The sequence below is a fragment of the Streptomyces sp. CA-278952 genome (genome assembly GCF_028747205.1).
Classification (GTDB): domain Bacteria; phylum Actinomycetota; class Actinomycetes; order Streptomycetales; family Streptomycetaceae; genus Streptomyces.
Map to the genome: position 1 here is coordinate 4,102,090 of NZ_CP112880.1, position 18,326 is coordinate 4,120,415.

The following is an 18,326-nucleotide window of genomic DNA, read 5'->3' on the forward strand; positions in this document are numbered from 1 at the left end:
CGTGTTGACGGCTCGAATGCCAGGACGGTGGTAGTGTGCGCGCCTCCCTCATCCAGATCGCAGTGGACCCGGACGAATCCGTCGATGCCCGCAGGGCGCGAGCGGCCTCGTTGGTAGTCGCCCAGCGCGGCGCTGACCTGGTGGTTCTCCCAGAACTATGGCCGGTCGGGGCATTCGCCTACACCGCCTTCGAGGCGGAGGCCGAGCCCTTGGAGGGCCCCACGCACGAGGTGATGGCGAAGGCCGCCGCCGAGGCCGGGACCTGGCTGCACGCCGGCTCCTTCGTCGAACGGGCGGACGACGGCACCCTTTACAACACCAGCCTGGTCTTCTCGCCCCAGGGCGAGCGCACGGCCGTGTACCGCAAGATCCACCGCTTCGGCTTCGACAAAGGCGAGGCGGTGATGATGGGCGCGGGCGAGGAGCTGGTGACCGTCGCCCTGCCCGACACCACCCTGGGCCTCGCCACCTGTTACGACCTGCGCTTCCCCGAGCAGTTCCGGGGGCTCGTCGACGCGGGTGCCGAGATGCTGGTCGTCGCGGCGGGCTGGCCCGAGCGCCGGCGCGCCCACTGGACGCTCCTGGCACAGGCCCGTGCCGTGGAGAACCAGGCGTACGTGCTGGCCGTCGGGACGGCGGGCACCCACGGCGACATCCAGCAGGCCGGCCACAGCATCGTCGTCGACCCGTGGGGCGAGGTGCTGGCCCAGGCGGGCGCGGACGAGGAGGTCCTGACCGTCGAGCTGGACCCGGCGAAGGTGCGCGCGACCCGGGAGCAGTTCCCGGCGCTCAAGGACCGCCGACTGGGGCTCGCGCCGCCGCTCTGAGGGCTGCCCGGTGCGGGCGGGCGGGACGCCCTGTCTACAGTGAGCGCCATGGCTGAACAGGGCGCCGCCGAATCGACGTTGCTGCGGGGCACGGCGATCTTCGCCGCCTCGGTCACGGTCGTTCTCTACCTCTTCGGCCTCCTCCTCGTGGGCCTCACGGTCAGCGAGGTCGGGTCGGGAACGAACTCGACGCCCATGCACCAGTGCGTGTACGCGCCCAACGTGCCGGAAGGCACTCACGTGGAGACGCACGAGGTGAGCTACCTCCCGGTGCACATCCTGTGCCGCACCACCGACGGCGGGGAGTTCACCAGTCGGGTCGTCCCCTCCTGGCTCAACCCGACGCTCGCGGTTTCCTTCGCGGCCACCGTCGCCCTCACGGCGACCGCCTTCGTCCAGGCGGACCGGCGGGCCGCCGCGCGACAGGCGGGATGAGCACCCCCGCCCCCGGCTCTCGGGGACCTTACGGCCCGTGCCCGACGTTTCACGTGAAACAACGAACTCCCGTGCGCGGGCGGGCGCTCAGTCCTCGTGCTCCTTGTCCGCCAGCACGATCACGCACATCGCCACCGCGATGAGCAGCGCGGTGTCGGCGTCGTCCCGGACGACGTCGATGCCGTACGTGTCCCGAAGGGTCAGCCAGCGGCGCGAGATCTGGGCCAGCAGCTCGCCGTCGTACTCGATGGCGAACTCGCGGTCCAGGATCCTGCCGCTGACGTCCAGCTCCGTGCCGTCCACCAACGTCACCCGGTAGTGGTTGCGGAGCAGCGACAGCCGCTTGCGCTTGACCTTGGCCAGCTCCTCCCCGCCCCGCTCGATGAGCATCGTGTCGCGCAGGCTGACCAGCTTCTGCCGTAGTTCGACCAGGACCCGGCCGTCGGCGTCCTTCAGCTCGAAGGTGTCGCGCAGCCGCATCGCCTTGCCGTCGACCAGGAAGACCTTGCGGCCCCCGTCGTCCTCGATCCAGTAGTCGTCGCCGATGGCGAACAGCCGCTCACGTACGAGAAGTCTCATGCGTCACAGGTTCCCGCGGGGTCCTGCGGAATGCGTGCAGGCGGTCACGGTGTTGACTGGTGGCATGGCATCACGTGCACGCGTCCGCGCCCCCGAACTCATCGGCAAGGGCGGCTGGCTCAATACAGGCGACCGGCAGTACACCCTCGCTGACCTGCGGGGACGCATCGTCATCCTCGACTTCTGGACGTTCTGCTGTGTGAACTGTCTGCACGTCCTGGACGAGCTGCGCGAGCTGGAGGAGAAGCACCGCGACACCGTGGTGATCGTCGGCGTCCACTCGCCGAAGTTCGTCCACGAGGCCGAGCACCAGGCCGTCGTCGACGCCGTCGAGCGCTACGAGGTCCACCACCCCGTCCTCGACGACCCCGAGCTGGCCACCTGGAAGCAGTACGCCGTACGCGCCTGGCCGACGCTCGTCGTGATCGACCCCGAGGGCTACGTCGTCGCCCAGCACGCGGGCGAGGGCCACGCGCACGCCATCGAGAAGCTCGTCGAGGAGCTGGAGGCCGAGCACGGGGCCAAGGGCACGCTCCGCCGCGGTGACGGCCCCTACGTGGCGCCCGAGCCCGTCGCCACGCATCTGCGCTTCCCCGGCAAGGCGCTGCTCCTGCCGGACGGGGGCTTCCTGGTCTCCGACACCACCCGGCACCGCCTCGTCGAGCTGGACGCCGACGGCGAGACCGTACGCCGCCACTTCGGCACGGGCGAACGCGGTCTGCACGACGGCGGCCCGGACGAAGCCCGCTTCAGCGAACCGCAGGGGCTCGCCGTCCTCCCCGACGGCCGGGTCGCCGTCGCGGACACCGTCAACCACGCCCTCCGCGCCCTGGACCTCACGACCGGCGTTACCAGCACCCTCGCCGGGACCGGCCGCCAGTGGTGGCAGGGGACGGCGACCAGCGGTCCGGCGCGCGAGGTGGACCTCTCCTCGCCGTGGGACGTCGCCTGGTTCGGCGACCGGCTGTGGATCGCCATGGCGGGCGTGCACCAGCTGTGGACGTACGACCCGGAGAGCGCGACCGTACGCGTCGCCGCCGGGACCACCAACGAGGGCCTGGTCGACGGGCCGGCCGCCGAGGCCTGGTTCGCCCAGCCGTCCGGACTCGCCGTCTCCGCCGACGGCGAGCGGCTCTGGGTCGCCGACTCGGAGACCTCCTCACTGCGCTGGATCGACCGCGACGAGCACGTCCGCACCGCCGTCGGCACCGGCCTCTTCGACTTCGGCCACCGCGACGGTGCCGCCGACCGGGCACTCCTCCAGCATCCGCTCGGCGTGACCGCCCTGCCCGACGGGTCGGTCGCGATCAGCGACACGTACAACCACGCCCTGCGCCGGTACGACCCGGCCTCCGACGAGGTCACCACCCTGGCCACCGACGTCCGCGAGCCCAGCGACGCGGTGCTGGTCGACGGCGATCTGGTCGTCGTCGAGTCGGCCCGCCACCGGCTGACCCGGCTCCGGCTGCCGGAGGAGGCGGTCCGGGTCGCCGACCAGGCGCACCGCACCCAGCGGGCCGCGACCGAGATCGCCCCGGGCACCCTCCGCCTCGACGTCGTCTTCCAGGCGCCCGCGGGCCAGAAGCTGGACACCCGCTACGGCCCCTCGACCCGGCTGCTCGTCTCCGCGACCCCGCCCGAGCTCCTGGCGGAGGGCTCCGGCGCGGGGACGGACCTCGGGCGCGACCTGGTCCTCGCGGACGGGGTCACCGAGGGCGTCCTGCACGTCTCGGCGATGGCGGCGTCCTGCGACGACGACCCGGCCAACGAGTACCCGGCCTGCCATATGCACCAACAGGACTGGGGCGTCCCCGTCCGCGTGACCGCCAAGGGAACGCCCCGGCTGCCGCTGGTGCTGGCGGGCATGGACGAGCAGGGCTGAGGCAGTCCCCCAAGGGGCCGCCATTCCGGGCCGCCCTTGGGGACCGCCCGCGCTTGTCAGCGGTGGTGCGGGCCGGTTGTCGCACGGGCCGTCCGGTGGTGCGGGCGCGGCCGTCAGCGGTAGCGCTGTTCGTCGTCCGATACGACGGTGGTGGTGGTGGGCGGCACGACCATACGGCGGCGCCGCGCGATGCTCATGTAGACGAAGACCCCCACGAGGCCGACGAGCATCATGATCCAGCCGACCAGGTCGACGTTGACGGTGTCCATCTGCCAGTCGGTGGCGAACGCCAGGATCGCGCCCGCGCCGATCAGCAGAATGCATCCTCCGAGTCCCATGAATCACGCCTCCTCGACCGCCCGGTCAGTCCGGGCCGGTGTACGGGTCGCGTACCCGGCCCGGCAACAACCATGTGTGCGAGGGCGGTTGGGTGGGCGGGTCAGCCCGCGAGGAACGAGGTGAGCGCGTTCGCCAGCAGATACGGGTCGTCGGCGCCGCACAGCTCACGCGCGCTGTGCATCGAGAGGATCGCCACGCCGATGTCCACGGTCTGGATGCCGTGCCGGGCCGCGGTGATCGGTCCGATCGTGGTGCCGCAGGGCATCGCGTTGTTGGACACGAAGCTCTGCCACGGCACGCCCGCCTTCTCGCAGGCCGCGGCGAACACCGCACGGCCGCTGCCGTCGGTGGCGTACCGCATGTTGACGTTGACCTTGAGGATCGGCCCGCCGTTGGCGACCGGGTGGTGCGTCGGGTCGTGCCGCTCCGCGTAGTTGGGGTGCACGGCGTGGCCGGTGTCGGAGGAGAGGCAGACCGTGCCGGCGAAGGCACGGGCGCGGTCTTCGTACGTGCCGCCGCGCGCGAACACCGAGCGCTCCAGCACCGAGCCCAGCAGCGGCCCGTCGGCCCCGGTGTCGGACTGGGAGCCGTTCTCCTCGTGGTCGAAGGCGGCGAGCACCGGGATGTACGGGATGTCGGCGTCGTTCTGCCCGGCGACGGCGGCCAGGGCGGCGGTCGCGGCGTGCACCGAGAGCAGGTTGTCCATCCGGGGCCCGGCCACCAGCTCCCGGTCCCGGCCCAGGTACGAGGGCGGCTCGATGGCGTGCGGCATCAGGTCCCAGCCGGTGATGTCCTCCGCGTCGACACCCGCCTCCTCGGCGACGAACCGGATCAGGTCGCCCTCCTCGACCTCGCCGAGCCCCCAGATCGGCTGCATGTGCTTCTGCCGGTCGAGCTTGAGCCCCTCGGTGTTGGCCGACCGGTCCAGGTGCACGGCCAGCTGTGGCACCCGCAGCAGCGCCCGGTCGATGTTGACCAGCCGGTGGGTGCCGTCCCGCAGCGAGATCCGCCCGGCCAGGCCCAGGTCCCGGTCGAGCCAGGTGTTCAGCAGCGTGCCGCCGTAGACCTCGACGGCGATCTGGCGCCAGCCGTGCGCCCCGGTGTCGGGCAGCGGCTTCACCCGCAGGTTCGGGGAGTCGGTGTGCGCCCCGGCGATCCGGAACGGGGTGTGCGCCTCGGCGCCCTCCGGCACGTACCAGGCGACGATCGCCCCGCCGCGCAGCACGTACTTCCCGCCGGCCGACGCGTCCCAGGCGGCGGTCTCCTCGACCTGCCGGAAGCCGGCCTCCTCCAGCCGCGAGGCGGCGTTCCCCACGGCGTGGTACGGGGACGGGCTGGCCGCCAGGAAGGACATCAGGTCATCGGTGTGCGCGCGGTCGAACCGGGGAGGGGAACTCATGTTCTTCACTGTAACGAGGACTCGGGGTCCGGTATCCGGTGACCGGGGAGTTCGGTGGCCCTACAGCTCGTCGATCGCGGTCAGGTCGATGTCGATGTCGTACGGGGCGGAGAGCTTGAGCCGGTCGTGGTGGACGCCGGTGGAGACGTACGTCTTGTTGACCGGGTCGAGCTCGTAGGTGATGACCATGGGGCGGTCGTTCTCGCCGGCCATCTCGACGAGCCAGAAGTGCTGGATGCCGGCCGCCGCGTACTTGTGCGGCTTGGTGTCGCGGTCGCGGTCCTCGGAGTCGGGGGAGACGACCTCGACGGCGAGGAGGACGTCGGCGGCCTCGTAGCGGGTCTGGCGGCGGCCCTTGATCGCTTCCGCCTTGACAACGACGAGGTCGGGTTCCGGGGCGTTTCTCTTGCCCAGCACGATCGCCATCTCGCGACGCACGCGCAGGTCGTTCGGCACGTGCTGCCGCAGCCCCTGCTCCAGCAGATACATCGCCAGCGTGTGGAAGTCTCGCTGCGGACTCACGAAAACCAGGCTCCCGTCGATCAGCTCTGTGTGCGGCGGGAGGTCGTCAAGCGTGAAGAAATCGTCCACGGTGTAGCCGTCCGGTGGCGGGACCGGCCACCCGGGGTTGGTGCGCCGCTGCTGCGACGCTTCGGACTGTGCCTCGGCGGTCATGGTTCCTCCCATGGAAGGGATCCTGGCCCGTGCACTCAGCGTACCCAGCTGATACGACAGCGCCGCCACCCGAACGAATTCCGGATGGCGGCGCGTGTTGACGAAACAGGCGAGCGATTCCTTAGAACGCGGCCTCGTCCAGCTCCATCAGGGAGTTGTCGATCGACTCGGCGAGCGCGCGCTCGGTCGAGACGCCCGGCAGGACGTTCGCGGCGAAGAACTTCGCGGCGGCGATCTTGCCCTGGTAGAAGGGGACGTCCTTGGCGGAGGCGGTCGGCAGCTTCTCGGCCGCCACGGCCGCGCCCTTGAGCAGCAGGTAGCCGACGACGACATCGCCGGAGGCCATCAGCAGGCGGGTCGTGTTGAGGCCCACCTTGTAGATGTTCTTGACGTCCTCGCCGGTGGCGGTGAGGTCGGTGATCATCGTTCCGACGATCGCCTCCAGGTCCACGGCGGCCTTGGCGAGCGAGTCCAGCGCCGGGGCCAGCTCCTCGTTGCCGTGGGCGCCCGCCAGGAACTTCTTGATCTCCTCGGAGAGCGTGTTGAGGGAGGCGCCCTGGTCGCGGACGATCTTCCGGAAGAAGAAGTCCTGGCCCTGGATCGCCGTGGTGCCCTCGTAGAGGGTGTCGATCTTGGCGTCCCGGATGTACTGCTCGACCGGGTACTCCTGGAGGTAGCCGGAGCCGCCGAACGTCTGGAGCGACTGCGCGAGCTGCTCGTAGGACTTCTCGGAGCCGTAGCCCTTCACGATCGGCAGCAGCAGGTCGTTGAGGCCGTTGAGCGCCTTGGCGTCCTCGCCCGCGGCCTCCTGCTCCTGGATCGCGTCCTGGACGGAGGCGGTGTACAGCACGAGGGAGCGCATGCCCTCGGCGTACGCCTTCTGCGTCATGAGCGAGCGGCGCACGTCGGGGTGGTGCGTGATGGTGACCTTGGGCGCCGTCTTGTCCATGAAGTTCGCCAGGTCCGGACCCTGGACACGCTCCTTGGCGTACTCCAGCGCGCTCAGGTAGCCCGCGGAGAGGGCGGCGATGGCCTTCGTGCCGACCATCATGCGGGCGAACTCGATGATGCGGAACATCTGGCGGATGCCGTCGTGCTTGTCGCCGATCAGCCAGCCCTTGGCGGGGTGCTGGTCGCCGAAGGTCATCTCGCAGGTGTTGGAGGCCTTGAGGCCCATCTTGTGCTCGACGTTCGTCGCGTAGACGCCGTTGCGCTCGCCCAGCTCGCCGGTGGTCCAGTCGAAGTGGAACTTCGGGACCATGAAGAGCGAGAGGCCCTTGGTGCCGGGTCCGGCGCCCTCGGGGCGGGCCAGCACGTAGTGGAGGATGTTCTCGGACATGTCGTGCTCGCCCGAGGTGATGAAGCGCTTCACACCCTCGATGTGCCAGGAGCCGTCCTCCTGCCGCACGGCCTTCGTCCGGCCGGCGCCGACATCGGAGCCGGCGTCCGGCTCGGTCAGCACCATCGTCGAGCCCCACTGCTTCTCGACGGCGATCTCCGCGATCTTCTTCTGCTCGTCGTTGCCCTCGTCGAAGAGGATGCCGGCGAACGCCGGGCCGGAGGAGTACATCCACACGGCCGGGTTCGCGCCGAGCAGCAGCTCCGCGTAGCCCCAGATCAGGGAGCGGGGCGCGGTGGTGCCGCCGATCTCCTCGGGGAGGCCCAGGCGCCAGTACTCGGAGTCCATGAAGGCCTGGTACGACTTCTTGAAGCTCGCCGGGACCGGAGCGGTCTTCGTCTCCGGGTCGAAGACTGGCGGGTTGCGGTCGGCGTCGGCGTAGGACTCGGCGAGCTCGTTCTCCGCGAGGCGCGCGACCTCGTCCAGGATGCTCTTCGCGGTATCGACGTCCATCTCACCGAACGGACCGGTGCCGTACACCTTGTCGCGCCCGAGGACCTCGAAGAGGTTGAACTCGATGTCGCGGAGATTCGACTTGTAGTGCCCCATGGGAAGGCTCCGTAATCAATAGCAGTGGCGCACAGCGCCCCGGGGAGTGATGCGGGTCGGGCGACAGGCAGGCGTAGGTCTATCAGCTGACCTCTACGATGATGCTACCCGTCAGTAATAAGGCGCAACCCCTCAAGCCGCAGATGTGTCCGATTACTCTTTGCAGCATGTACGGCTACGACCAGAACCCTGGTGCTCAGCAGCAGATGGGTCAGATGGGCCAGATGGGTCAGATGGGCGGCGGCTACGGGGAGCAGCCGCTGTATCCCGAACCGTCGCCGCCCTCCCTGGCCGACGCGGTCCGGGCCTTCACCACCGGCTCCCTCTCCGCCGAGGACTTCCAGCAGATCTTCGCCACGTCGAAGGTCTACTGCCCGCGCGGCGACAATCCGGGCTTCCTCGCGTTGCACAACACGCAGCAGCCGGTGATCCCGATGTTCACCACGTTGAAGGAGCTGCGGCTGTACGCGGGCAAGGAGTCCAAGTACTTCGTGATCACCGGGGCCGAGGTGATCGACCTGCTGCCGACGGGGTACGGCTTCGTCCTGGACATGGAGGGTGATCACCGGATGGTCTTCGACGCCAAGGCCGTCGAGCAGATGGTCGACTTCGCGATGCGCCGTATGTACGGGTAGGCGCCTATGCGTAGGGGGGACCTACAAGCGGGTCGCTGACCTGCTGTTTCGTTGTTCGGACGCGGGTCCGTGCCGGGAGTGGCGCGGGCCCTTTTCGCTGTCGGGTCACGGGCGGGCCCACCGGCGTGGCCGCCCGGGAATGCGTGACGCCTTGCGGGATGTTCACCATTCAACTAAATTGATCGCAGAACACTCGCCCGGAGGTGGCTTCCATGCCCGCAGTGACCGTCGACAACCCGCTGACCCTGCCCAAGGTGACCGCTTCGGGTGAGGCCCTGGCCCGTCCCGTCCTCACCGTCACGACCGCGCCGAGCGGATTCGAGGGCGAGGGCTTCCCCGTCCGCCGCGCGTTCGCGGGCATCAACTACCGGCACCTCGACCCGTTCATCATGATGGACCAGATGGGTGAGGTGGAGTACGCCGCCGGCGAGCCGAAGGGCACCCCCTGGCACCCGCACCGCGGCTTCGAGACGGTCACGTACCTGATCGACGGGAGCTTCATCCACCAGGACTCCAACGGTGGCGGCGGCACCATCGAGAACGGCGACACCCAGTGGATGACCGCCGGATCGGGCCTGCTGCACATCGAGGCCCCGCCGGAGTCGCTCGTCATGTCCGGCGGGCTCTTCCACGGCCTCCAGCTCTGGGTGAACCTGCCCAAGGCCGACAAGATGATGGCCCCGCGCTACCAGGACATCCGCGGCGGCGAGGTCCAGCTCCTCGCCTCCCCCGACGGCGGTGCGCTGCTCCGGGTCATCGCCGGTGAGCTCGACGGCCACGAGGGCCCCGGCATCACCCACACCCCGATCACGATGATCCACGCCACCGTCCGGCCCGGCGCCGAGGTGACCCTCCCGTGGCGCGAGGACTTCAACGGCCTCGCCTACGTCCTGGCCGGGCGCGGCACGGCCGGCGCGGAACGCCGCCCCGTCGCGATGGGCCAGACCGCGGTGTTCGGAGCCGGCGGCTCGCTGACCGTCCGCGCGGACGAGCGGCAGGACGCCAACACCCCGGACCTGGAGGTCGTCCTCCTCGGCGGCCGTCCGATCCGGGAGCCGATGGCGCACTACGGACCGTTCGTGATGAACAGTCAGGCCGAGCTGAAGCAGGCCTTCGAGGACTTCCAGGCCGGCCGCCTGGGCACGGTCCCCGCAGTCCACGGCATGTGACCCCTCCCGCCGCTTCCGTCAGGTGACTCCCCGTCACCCGTACGGGGGCGGCGGACGGGCCGACCGCCGTGCCCCGTGATCGGGTGGAAGGGTGCCCGCACCCAAGCCCCTCCTTCCCGAGAGCGCCCGCCGCGCGGCCGCCTGGTGCGGTGTCGTCCTGCTCGCCGTGGGCGTCGCCGCCGTCGCGATCTGGCTCGTCGTCGCCCTCAAGACCGCGGTCACCCCGGTGCTGCTCGCCCTGCTCGGCACCGCGCTGCTCGGCCCCGTCCACCGGTGGCTCATCGCCCGCAGGCTCAACCGGTCGCTGGCCGCGGGGCTGACCTGTGCGGCCCTGATCGCGGTGGTCGGGGGTGCCGGGTACATCGTCGTCACCGCTCTCGTCGACTCCGGCGCCCAGATCGTCGACTCGCTGAAGGACGCCGGCCAGTGGGTCGTGGACCATCTGGACATCGCGGGGGCCACGGACGTCGACGACCTGGCCGACAATGCGAAGAACCTGGTCGAGAAGTTCGGGGCGAGCGCGGCGGGCGGTCTGCTCAGCGGCATCAGCCTGGTCGGTTCGCTGGTGGCGACCAGTGTGCTGGCCCTGCTGCTGACCTTCTTCTTCCTGCGCGATGCGGACCGGGCGGTCAATCTGGCCCACGCGGTGGCCCCGCGCGGCACCGGGGACCTGGTCGAGGCCATGGGGCGCCGGGCGTTCGAGGCCGTCGAGGGCTTCATGCGCGGCACCACGTTCATCGCCCTGATCGACGCCGTGTGCATCACGGTGGGCCTGCTGATCCTGGACGTCCCCGGGGCGGTGGGGCTCGGCGCCCTGGTGTTCGTCGGCGCGTACATCCCGTATCTCGGGGCGTTCCTCTCCGGCGCGGTGGCGGTGCTGGTCGCGCTGGCCGACCGGGGGTTCGTGATCGCCCTGTGGGCCCTGGGGGTGGTCCTCGCGGTCCAGGTGCTGGAGGGCCATGTGCTCCAGCCGATGATCCAGAGCCGTACGGTCCAGATGCACCCCGCCATGATCATGATCGCGCTGACGGCGGGCGCGAGCGTGGCGGGCCTGCTCGGCATGCTGCTGGCCGTGCCCCTGTGCGCGGCGGCCTTCGGTGTCCTGGGGGAGCTGCGCAGGGGGTACGGGCCACCGCCCGGACCACCCGGAAGCACGTCGGGTCCGGAAGGCAGCCATCCCAGTCCGTCTGGTGGCGGCCCCGGCCCTTCGGGCAGCCACCCCAGCCCGTCCGGCGTTTGAGGACGGAACCGTTACGGGGGTGAGCCCGAGCGCTCCGGAGGCCAGGGCCGCAGGGGCCCGGGAACGCCGGCGCGGCCGCGGGGCCGGGCAGGCAAGGGCCGGGCAGGCAAGGGCCGGGCCGGGCAGGCAAGGGCCGCGGAGCCCGTGGGCAGGGCTCAGGAGACCGCGGCCTCCGCCGGCTCCCCCGGCCCGGCCGCCTCGTACAGCTCGAACCAGATCGACTTCCCCTCCCCGCGCGGATCCACCCCCCACGCGTCCGCCAGCATCTCCATCAGCACCAGCCCCCGCCCGCTGGACGCCATCTCGCCCGGCCGCCTCTTGTGCGGCAGTTCGTCGCTCGCGTCGGCGACCTCGACGCGCAGCCGCCGCTTCCCCTGCTCGCCGGAGATCTCCGCCACCATCAGCGCGTCCCCGTCGGTGTGGACGAGCACGTTGGTGGCCATCTCGGAGACCATCAGGACCGCCGAGTCGACCTGCTCGGGATCGCGCCAGTCGTGGAGCAGTTCGCGCACGAGCTGCCGGCCGACCGAGATCCGCTCGGGCTCGGCCTGCGCGATGGTCATGACGCTGCGGCGGGGCGGCGTCTCCCGGGCGAAGATGCTCTCGCGCCGCAGCACCAGGACCGCGATGTCGTCCTCCCGCCGGTCCGCGAGCGGCCCCGTCGTGTAGTGCGAGGTCGGCCCGTGCACGGCCTGGACCAGGGCGTCGGCCAGCAGTTCCAGGTCCTCGACGGGCTCCTCCAGGACCGGGCGCAGCCGGTCCCAGCCGGTGGCCATGTCGTGCCCGCCGGTCTCGATGAGACCGTCCGTGCAGAGCATGATCGTCTCGCCGGGCTCCAGGACCACCCGGGTGGTGGGGTAGTCGGAGTCCGTCTCGATCCCGAGCGGCAGCCCGCCGGCCGTCTGCCGGATCACCGCGGTCCCGTCGGCGCTGATCACCACCGGGTCGGGGTGGCCCGCGCGGGCGATGTCCAGGGTCCCGGCCTCCGGGTCCACCTCCGCGTACAGGCAGGTCGCGAAGCGCGGCGTCGCGGGCTCCTGGTCGCCCTCGACGCTCTCGTACGCGTCGGTGAGCCCGGACAGGAAGCGCGAGGCCCGGGCGAGCACGGCGTCCGGGCGGTGCCCCTCGGAGGCGTAGGCGCGCAGAGCGATGCGGAGCTGGCCCATCAGCCCGGCGGCCCGCACATCATGGCCCTGGACGTCGCCGATGACCAGGGCGATGCGGCCGTTGGGCAGCGGGATCATGTCGTACCAGTCGCCGCCCACCTGGAGCCCGCCGCCGGTCGGCACGTACCGCGCGGCCACCGTCATGCCGGGGATCTGCGGCCCCAGGGTCGGCATCATCGAGCGCTGGAGCCCGAGGGACAGCTCGCGTTCCGTCTCGGCCACCCCGGCGCGGGCCAGGGCCTGGGCGAGCATGCGGGCGACCGTCGAGAGCACCGCGCGCTCATCGGGGGAGAACCCCACCCGATGCTGGAACCCTGCCATCCAGGCGCCCATCGTGCGGCCCGAGGACACCAGGGGCAGAAAGGCCCAGGACTGCCGTCCGAAGCGCCGGGCGAGCGGCCAGGTGGCCGGGTAGCGGCGGCGGTACTCGTCGGGGGAGGGGAGATAGATCGCCCGGCCCGTGCGGACGACCTCGGCGGCCGGGTAGTCCGTCTCCAGGGGCATGTCGGTGAAGGGCTCCTCGTCCTCCGAGCTGTGCCCGTGGTGCCCGATGATCGTCAGCCGCTCCCCGGCGGAGCCGAAGACCGCGAGGCCGTCCGGGGTGAAGCCGGGCATGGAGAGCGAACCGGCGACCCGCAGCACCTCCGCGGTGGACCGGGCCTCGGCCAGCGCCCGCCCGGCGTCCAGCAGGAACGCCTCCCGGGACCGGCGCCAGTCCCCGGTGATCGGCGTGTGGGCGGCGTCGGTGGAGCCGGGCTGCGCCTCGGCGACCTCCTGGAGCGTGCCGAAGAGGACGTAGCTGTCGGCGTCCCGGTCCGGCGGCACGACCGGCTTGGAGCGGCTGCGCACGGTACGGAGCACCCGGCCGCGCTCGTCCACGATGCGGAGCCGCGCCTCGGCGAGAGTGCCCTCGGCGACCGCGAGGTTCACCACCGCGTAGATCTCGTTCCAGTCGACCGGGTGGAAGCGGGAGCGCACCGTGGACTCCCGGTAGCTGCCCGGCTCGGCGGGCAGCCCGAGCAGCCGGGCCGCCTCCGCGTCGAGCGTGACCGTGCCGGCTGCGTTGTCCCAGCGCCACAGGCCCGTCGCGATCGCGGCCAGGACTTCCTCGGTGCGCATTGCCCCACTTTAGGAAGATGTGCTCGGCGGACGCCACCGAGGGGCCGCCACCTGCCCCGGGGGCCGGCGAATACGGCGACGTAAAGGGAAATGAAGCGTCCCGTCCCGGGCGGTAGCCTGGGGAAGCTCAATCCACCCCCAACCGCGAAGACTGGATGAACGACGATGCATCGGTACAGGTCCCACACCTGCGGCGAGCTCCGCGCCTCTGACGTCGGCACCGACGTCCGGCTGAGCGGCTGGCTGCACAATCGCCGAGACCTGGGTGGCATCCTCTTCATCGATCTGCGCGACCACTACGGTCTGGTGCAGCTCGTCGCCCGCCCCGGCACCCCCGGCAACGAGGCCCTGGCGAAGCTCACCAAGGAGACCGTCGTCCGGATCGACGGCAAGGTCTCCGCGCGCGGAGCCGACAACGTCAACCCGGAGCTGCCGACCGGCGAGATCGAGATCGAGGTCACCGAGGTCGAGGTGCTCGGCGAGGCCGGCCCGCTGCCCTTCACGATCAACACCGAGGACGGCGTCAACGAGGAGCGGCGCCTGGAGTACCGCTTCCTCGACCTGCGCCGCGAGCGCATGCACCGCAACATCCTGCTGCGCTCGGCCGTGATCGCCTCCATCCGCTCCAAGATGGTGGCCCTCGGCTTCAACGAGATGGCGACCCCGATCCTCACCGCGACCTCCCCCGAGGGCGCCCGTGACTTCGTCGTCCCGTCCCGGCTGAACCCCGGCAAGTTCTACGCGCTGCCGCAGGCCCCGCAGCAGTTCAAGCAGCTGCTGATGATCTCGGGCTTCGACCGCTACTTCCAGATCGCGCCCTGCTTCCGCGACGAGGACGCCCGCGCGGACCGTTCCCCGGGCGAGTTCTACCAGCTCGACGTAGAGATGTCCTTCGTCGAGCAGGAGGACGTCTTCCAGCCGATCGAGAAGCTGATGACCGAGCTCTTCACCGAGTTCGGCAACGGCCGCGAGGTCACCTCGCCGTTCCCGCGCATCCCGTTCCGCGAGTCGATGCTGAAGTACGGCAACGACAAGCCGGACCTGCGCGCCAAGCTGGAGCTCGTCGACATCTCGGACGTCTTCGCCGACTCCGGGTTCAAGGCGTTCGCCGGCAAGCACGTCCGCGCGCTGCCGGTCCCGGACACCGCGGGCCAGTCCCGGAAGTTCTTCGACGGCCTCGGTGAGTACGCCGTCGAGCACGGCGCCAAGGGCCTTGCCTGGGTGCGCGTGGGCGAGGACGGGGCGCTGGCCGGACCGATCGCCAAGTTCCTCACCGAGACCGACGTCAAGACGCTCACCGAGCGCCTCTCGCTGGTCCCGGGCCACGCCGTCTTCTTCGGTGCGGGCGAGTTCGACGAGGTCTCCAAGATCATGTCGGCGGTCCGGGTCGAGGCCGCCAAGCGCGCCGGCCACTTCGAGGAGGGCGTCTTCCGGTTCTGCTGGATCGTCGACTTCCCGATGTACGAGAAGGACGAGGAGACCGGGAAGATCGACTTCTCGCACAACCCCTTCTCGATGCCCCAGGGCGGCCTCGCCGACCTGGAGGAGAAGGACCCGCTCGACATCCTTGCCTGGCAGTACGACATCGTCTGCAACGGCATCGAGCTGTCCTCGGGAGCCATCCGTAACCACGAGCCCGAGCTGATGCTCAAGGCCTTCGAGATCGCCGGTTACGACCGCGAGACCGTCGAGCACGAGTTCGCGGGCATGCTCCGCGCCTTCCGTCTCGGCGCCCCGCCGCACGGTGGCATCGCCCCGGGCGTCGACCGCATCGTGATGCTGCTCGCCGACGAGCCCAACATCCGCGAGACGATCGCCTTCCCGCTCAACGGCAACGCCCAGGACCTGATGATGGGCGCCCCGACCGAGCTGGACGAGACCCGCCTGCGCGAGCTCAACATCCAGCTGCGCAAGCCGGTCGCCGCGAAGGGCGCGTCGGAGAAGCCCGCCTCGGAGAAGTAGTCCGCGCAGGACCGGCGGCTCCGGTCCCGCTCTGCGGATGTTTCACGTGAAACAGCCCCCGATCACCCGATCGGGGGCTGTTTCGTTGCACGCGACGGCGAGCCGGTGACGGCAGGGCGACGCGGTACAGCCGGATGGCCCCGGTTCGGGTTCGGGCGGGCCGGGCCCGGCAAAGACTGGCACCGAGACACCCCTCTCGCACCCCGCTGCCGCGTCGAGCCGCCGCCACCCGAGGAGCCCGCCACCGTGTCCGTCCCGCGCCGCCCGCCCGCCCTGCTCGCCGCACCACTCCTCGTCCTGGCCCTGCTGCTCACCGGCTGCGCTTCCGGCGCCGCTCCCGCGAAGGCCCCCGTGGGCGCTCCGGGGCAGGGTGCCGCGGGCCCGCAGTCCGACGCGGCGTCCGCGCTCCGGGCCTCACCCAGCGCGGCGCCCACCCCGAGCCCCGCCGAGATCCCGGACCTGGGACCGGAGACCCTGGCCCACATCCCCGCCGAGGCCCGGCAGGCGTTCGTGGTGACCGGCGAAGAGGTCGACTCCAACCAGTCCAGCGCGGTCCTGTACAGCCGCGAGGACCCGGTGAAGGGCTGGGAACCGGTCGCGGGGCCCTGGCCGGCGCACAACGGCATGGAGGGCTGGACCGACCACCATGTGGCGGGCGACCTGAGGTCCCCCACGGGCGTCTACCCGCTCACCGACGCGGGCGGCCGGCTCCCCGACCCGGGAGCGCTGCTGCCGTACGACGAGCACCCCCGGTTCGCGGTGGACGGCGAGGGCTTCTTCGGAGAGCCGCTGGAGGGCTCCTTCGACTACGTCGTCGCGATCAACTACAACCGCACGGAGGGCGTCAGCCCCCTGGACCGCACCCGCCCGCTCGGCCTCGAACGCGGCGGCGGCATCTGGATCCACGTCGACCACGGCGGGCCGACGCAGGGCTGCGTCTCCATCCCGGAGGCGAACATGGAGGAACTCCTGCGCACCCTGGACCCGGCCATGAGCCCGGTGATCGTGATGGGGGACCCGGCGACGCTGGGGCGGTGAGCCACTGATCGGGCGTACGGGCGGGGAGCGCATCCGTACGCCGGCGGTGTTTCCAGGTGACCCTGGCGACTCGGTGATCCCCGTCACCCTCGCCGACCCGGTCGGGATCGAGCTGGACACCGGGCCGCTCAAGAACTGGACGCGCTGACCCGACGCAGTACGCGAGGAGCCCGGGACCACCGCTCGTGGTCCCGGGCTCCTCGCGTACGCACGGGGGGGCTACGCCGGCTTCTCCTCCAGGCGCGGGAACAGCACCGCGCCCTTCGTCACCGTCGCGCCTACGGGCAGTACGCCCCACGCGCCCGCGTCCTGGACCTTCTGGTCGGCCAGCGCGCCCAGGGACTCCTCGGCCCCCAGGGACTCCCACAGGCTCTGCGAGGTCTCCGGCATCACGGCGTTGAGCAGGACCGCGACCCCGCGCAGCGCCTCGGCGGCCGTGTACAGGACGGTCGCCAGGCGGGCCTGGCCCTCCGGGCTGGTGTCCTTGGCCACCTTCCACGGCTCCTGCTCCGTGATGTAGCCGTTGACCTGCTTCACGAAGTCGAAGACCGCCAGGATGCCGGACTGGAAGTCCAGCTCCTCACCGATCTTCCGGTCGGCGGTCGCCACGGCCTTCGCCAGGCCCTCCTGCACGGCCCGCTCGGCGTCACCGGCGGCCGTTGCCTCCGGCAGCGCACCGCCGAAGTACTTGCCGACCATCGCCGCGACCCGCGAGGCGAGGTTGCCGTAGTCGTTGGCCAGCTCGGAGGTGTAGCGGGCGGTGAAGTCCTCCCACGAGAACGACCCGTCGCTGCCGTACGCGATGGCCCGCAGGAAGTACCAGCGGTACGCGTCCACGCCGAAGTGCGAGGTCAGGTCCTGCGGCTTGATGCCGGTCAGGTTGGACTTGGACATCTTCTCGCCGCCGACCATCAGCCAGCCGTTGGCGACGACCTTGCCGGGCAGCGGCAGACCCTGTGCCATCAGCATCGCGGGCCAGATTACCGAGTGGAAGCGGAGGATGTCCTTGCCGATCAGGTGCACGTTCGCGGGGAACGTACCGTCGAACTTCTCCTGGTTCGCGCCGTAGCCCACGGCCGTCGCGTAGTTGAGCAGCGCGTCGATCCACACGTAGATGACGTGCTTGTCGTCCCACGGAACCGGGACGCCCCAGTCGAACGTCGAGCGCGAGATCGACAGGTCCTGGAGCCCCTGCTCGACGAAGTTCACGACCTCGTTGCGCGCCGACTCGGGCTGGATGAAGCCGGGGTTCGCCGCGTAGAACTCCAGCAGCTTCGGGCCGTACTCGCTCAGCTTGAAGAAGTAGTTCTCCTCCTTGAGGAGCTCCACCGGCTTCTTGTGGATCGGGCAGAGCTTCTGCCCGGCGAACTCGCCCTCGCCGTCGATCAGATCGCCGGGGAGCTTGTACTCCTCGCAACCCACGCAGTACGGGCCCTCGTACCCGCCCTTGTAGATCTCGTCCTTGTCGTACAGGTCCTGCACGAACTCCTGCACACGGTCGGTGTGCCGCTTCTCCGTCGTCCGGATGAAGTCGTCGTTGGCGATGTTGAGGTGCTCCCAGAGGGGCTTCCACGCCTCCTCGACGAGCTTGTCGCACCAGGCCTGCGGCGTGACGTCGTTCGCCTCGGCCGTGCGCATGATCTTCTGACCGTGCTCGTCCGTGCCGGTGAGGTACCACACCTTCTCGCCGCGCTGGCGATGCCAGCGCGTGAGCACGTCGCCTGCGACGGTCGTGTAGGCGTGGCCCAGGTGAGGAGCGTCGTTGACGTAGTAAATGGGGGTCGAGACGTAGTACGCCTTCGCCCCCTGCTTCTCGGATCCAGTGGCCGCCATGGTCGAAATCCTAACGGCCAGATCAAGATCCACTCACATCGATAAACGTGGGGCCCCGTGCGGGCGGAGCGGCGGCCTCC

15 protein-coding genes are annotated in these 18,326 nt (G+C 70.6%); 8 read left to right on the forward strand and 7 right to left on the reverse strand.

Annotated elements, in window-relative coordinates; translation table 11 throughout:
* The first annotated feature begins 35 nt into the window (after nt 1–35).
* Both N7925_RS18385 and N7925_RS18390 read left to right on the forward strand, forming a co-directional pair.
* The gene (locus N7925_RS18385; protein ID WP_265600644.1) at nt 36–827 is read left to right on the forward strand and encodes a carbon-nitrogen family hydrolase; all 792 of its coding nucleotides are present in this window, start codon (nt 36–38) and stop codon (nt 825–827) included.
* A 48-nt stretch (nt 828–875) separates the two neighbouring features.
* Nucleotides 876–1,262: a hypothetical protein gene (locus N7925_RS18390; RefSeq protein ID WP_274344493.1), complete on the forward strand. Its 387-nt coding sequence runs from the start codon at nt 876–878 to the stop codon at nt 1,260–1,262.
* 87 nt (nt 1,263–1,349) lie between these two features.
* Here N7925_RS18390 and N7925_RS18395 read toward each other — a convergent pair whose 3' ends face one another.
* A complete protein-coding gene (locus tag N7925_RS18395) occupies nt 1,350–1,841 on the reverse strand; it encodes an LURP-one-related/scramblase family protein (protein ID WP_274344494.1) in 492 nt (163 codons plus the stop codon).
* A gap of 64 nt (nt 1,842–1,905) precedes the next feature.
* On the opposite strand from N7925_RS18395, the gene N7925_RS18400 reads away from it, so the two are divergent.
* Nucleotides 1,906–3,723 carry an NHL domain-containing thioredoxin family protein gene (locus N7925_RS18400; protein WP_274344495.1) on the forward strand — a complete coding sequence of 606 codons (1,818 nt, stop codon included), beginning with the start codon at nt 1,906–1,908 and terminating at the stop codon, nt 3,721–3,723.
* A gap of 113 nt (nt 3,724–3,836) precedes the next feature.
* On the opposite strand, the gene N7925_RS18405 is transcribed toward N7925_RS18400, so the two are convergent.
* The 4 genes from N7925_RS18405 to N7925_RS18420 form a co-directional block, all read right to left on the reverse strand.
* Nucleotides 3,837–4,061, reverse strand: a complete 225-nt coding sequence (locus N7925_RS18405) for a DUF6458 family protein (protein WP_018957233.1) — start codon at nt 4,059–4,061, stop codon at nt 3,837–3,839.
* A 101-nt stretch (nt 4,062–4,162) separates the two neighbouring features.
* Nucleotides 4,163–5,461, reverse strand: a complete 1,299-nt coding sequence (locus N7925_RS18410) for a M18 family aminopeptidase (RefSeq protein ID WP_274344496.1) — start codon at nt 5,459–5,461, stop codon at nt 4,163–4,165.
* 60 nt (nt 5,462–5,521) lie between these two features.
* Entirely contained in the window at nt 5,522–6,148 is a 627-nt protein-coding gene (locus tag N7925_RS18415) for a Uma2 family endonuclease (protein WP_265600649.1), read from the reverse strand.
* Between the two features lie 109 nt (nt 6,149–6,257).
* The gene (locus N7925_RS18420; RefSeq protein ID WP_265600650.1) at nt 6,258–8,084 is read right to left on the reverse strand and encodes an acyl-CoA dehydrogenase; all 1,827 of its coding nucleotides are present in this window, start codon (nt 8,082–8,084) and stop codon (nt 6,258–6,260) included.
* Between the two features lie 167 nt (nt 8,085–8,251).
* Here N7925_RS18420 and N7925_RS18425 point away from each other — a divergent pair, with 167 nt between their 5' ends.
* The 3 genes from N7925_RS18425 (at nt 8,252) to N7925_RS18435 (ending at nt 11,128) form a co-directional block, all read left to right on the forward strand.
* A complete protein-coding gene (locus N7925_RS18425) occupies nt 8,252–8,719 on the forward strand; it encodes an SseB family protein (RefSeq protein WP_007447855.1) in 468 nt (155 codons plus the stop codon).
* A 212-nt stretch (nt 8,720–8,931) separates the two neighbouring features.
* Nucleotides 8,932–9,888, forward strand: coding sequence for a pirin family protein (locus N7925_RS18430; RefSeq protein ID WP_265600651.1), 957 nt, complete (start codon nt 8,932–8,934; stop codon nt 9,886–9,888).
* A gap of 91 nt (nt 9,889–9,979) precedes the next feature.
* Nucleotides 9,980–11,128, forward strand: a complete 1,149-nt coding sequence (locus N7925_RS18435) for an AI-2E family transporter (RefSeq protein ID WP_274344497.1) — start codon at nt 9,980–9,982, stop codon at nt 11,126–11,128.
* A gap of 155 nt (nt 11,129–11,283) precedes the next feature.
* On the opposite strand, the gene N7925_RS18440 is transcribed toward N7925_RS18435, so the two are convergent.
* Nucleotides 11,284–13,413 carry an ATP-binding SpoIIE family protein phosphatase gene (locus N7925_RS18440; protein ID WP_274344498.1) on the reverse strand — a complete coding sequence of 710 codons (2,130 nt, stop codon included), beginning with the start codon at nt 13,411–13,413 and terminating at the stop codon, nt 11,284–11,286.
* A gap of 165 nt (nt 13,414–13,578) precedes the next feature.
* Between N7925_RS18440 and aspS the strand changes: the two genes are divergently transcribed.
* Both aspS and N7925_RS18450 read left to right on the forward strand, forming a co-directional pair.
* The gene (gene aspS, locus N7925_RS18445) at nt 13,579–15,375 is read left to right on the forward strand and encodes an aspartate--tRNA ligase (RefSeq protein ID WP_265600654.1); all 1,797 of its coding nucleotides are present in this window, start codon (nt 13,579–13,581) and stop codon (nt 15,373–15,375) included.
* Between the two features lie 246 nt (nt 15,376–15,621).
* Nucleotides 15,622–16,413, forward strand: a complete 792-nt coding sequence (locus N7925_RS18450; protein ID WP_274344499.1) for a L,D-transpeptidase family protein — start codon at nt 15,622–15,624, stop codon at nt 16,411–16,413.
* Between the two features lie 219 nt (nt 16,414–16,632).
* Here N7925_RS18450 and metG read toward each other — a convergent pair whose 3' ends face one another.
* A complete protein-coding gene (gene metG / locus N7925_RS18455; protein ID WP_274344500.1) occupies nt 16,633–18,246 on the reverse strand; it encodes a methionine--tRNA ligase in 1,614 nt (537 codons plus the stop codon).
* Between the last annotated feature and the right edge of the window lie 80 nt (nt 18,247–18,326).

Coding starts and splice junctions, on each gene's coding strand:
- N7925_RS18400 (WP_274344495.1), top strand. CDS start 1,906: ATGGCATCACGTGCACGCGTCCGCGCCCCCGAACTCATCGGCAAGGGC.
- N7925_RS18440 (WP_274344498.1), bottom strand. CDS start 13,413: ATGCGCACCGAGGAAGTCCTGGCCGCGATCGCGACGGGCCTGTGGCGC.
- N7925_RS18390 (WP_274344493.1), top strand. CDS start 876: ATGGCTGAACAGGGCGCCGCCGAATCGACGTTGCTGCGGGGCACGGCG.
- N7925_RS18410 (WP_274344496.1), bottom strand. CDS start 5,461: ATGAGTTCCCCTCCCCGGTTCGACCGCGCGCACACCGATGACCTGATG.
- aspS (WP_265600654.1), top strand. CDS start 13,579: ATGCATCGGTACAGGTCCCACACCTGCGGCGAGCTCCGCGCCTCTGAC.
- N7925_RS18420 (WP_265600650.1), bottom strand. CDS start 8,084: ATGGGGCACTACAAGTCGAATCTCCGCGACATCGAGTTCAACCTCTTC.
- N7925_RS18415 (WP_265600649.1), bottom strand. CDS start 6,148: ATGGGAGGAACCATGACCGCCGAGGCACAGTCCGAAGCGTCGCAGCAG.
- N7925_RS18405 (WP_018957233.1), bottom strand. CDS start 4,061: ATGGGACTCGGAGGATGCATTCTGCTGATCGGCGCGGGCGCGATCCTG.
- N7925_RS18425 (WP_007447855.1), top strand. CDS start 8,252: ATGTACGGCTACGACCAGAACCCTGGTGCTCAGCAGCAGATGGGTCAG.
- N7925_RS18395 (WP_274344494.1), bottom strand. CDS start 1,841: ATGAGACTTCTCGTACGTGAGCGGCTGTTCGCCATCGGCGACGACTAC.
- metG (WP_274344500.1), bottom strand. CDS start 18,246: ATGGCGGCCACTGGATCCGAGAAGCAGGGGGCGAAGGCGTACTACGTC.
- N7925_RS18430 (WP_265600651.1), top strand. CDS start 8,932: ATGCCCGCAGTGACCGTCGACAACCCGCTGACCCTGCCCAAGGTGACC.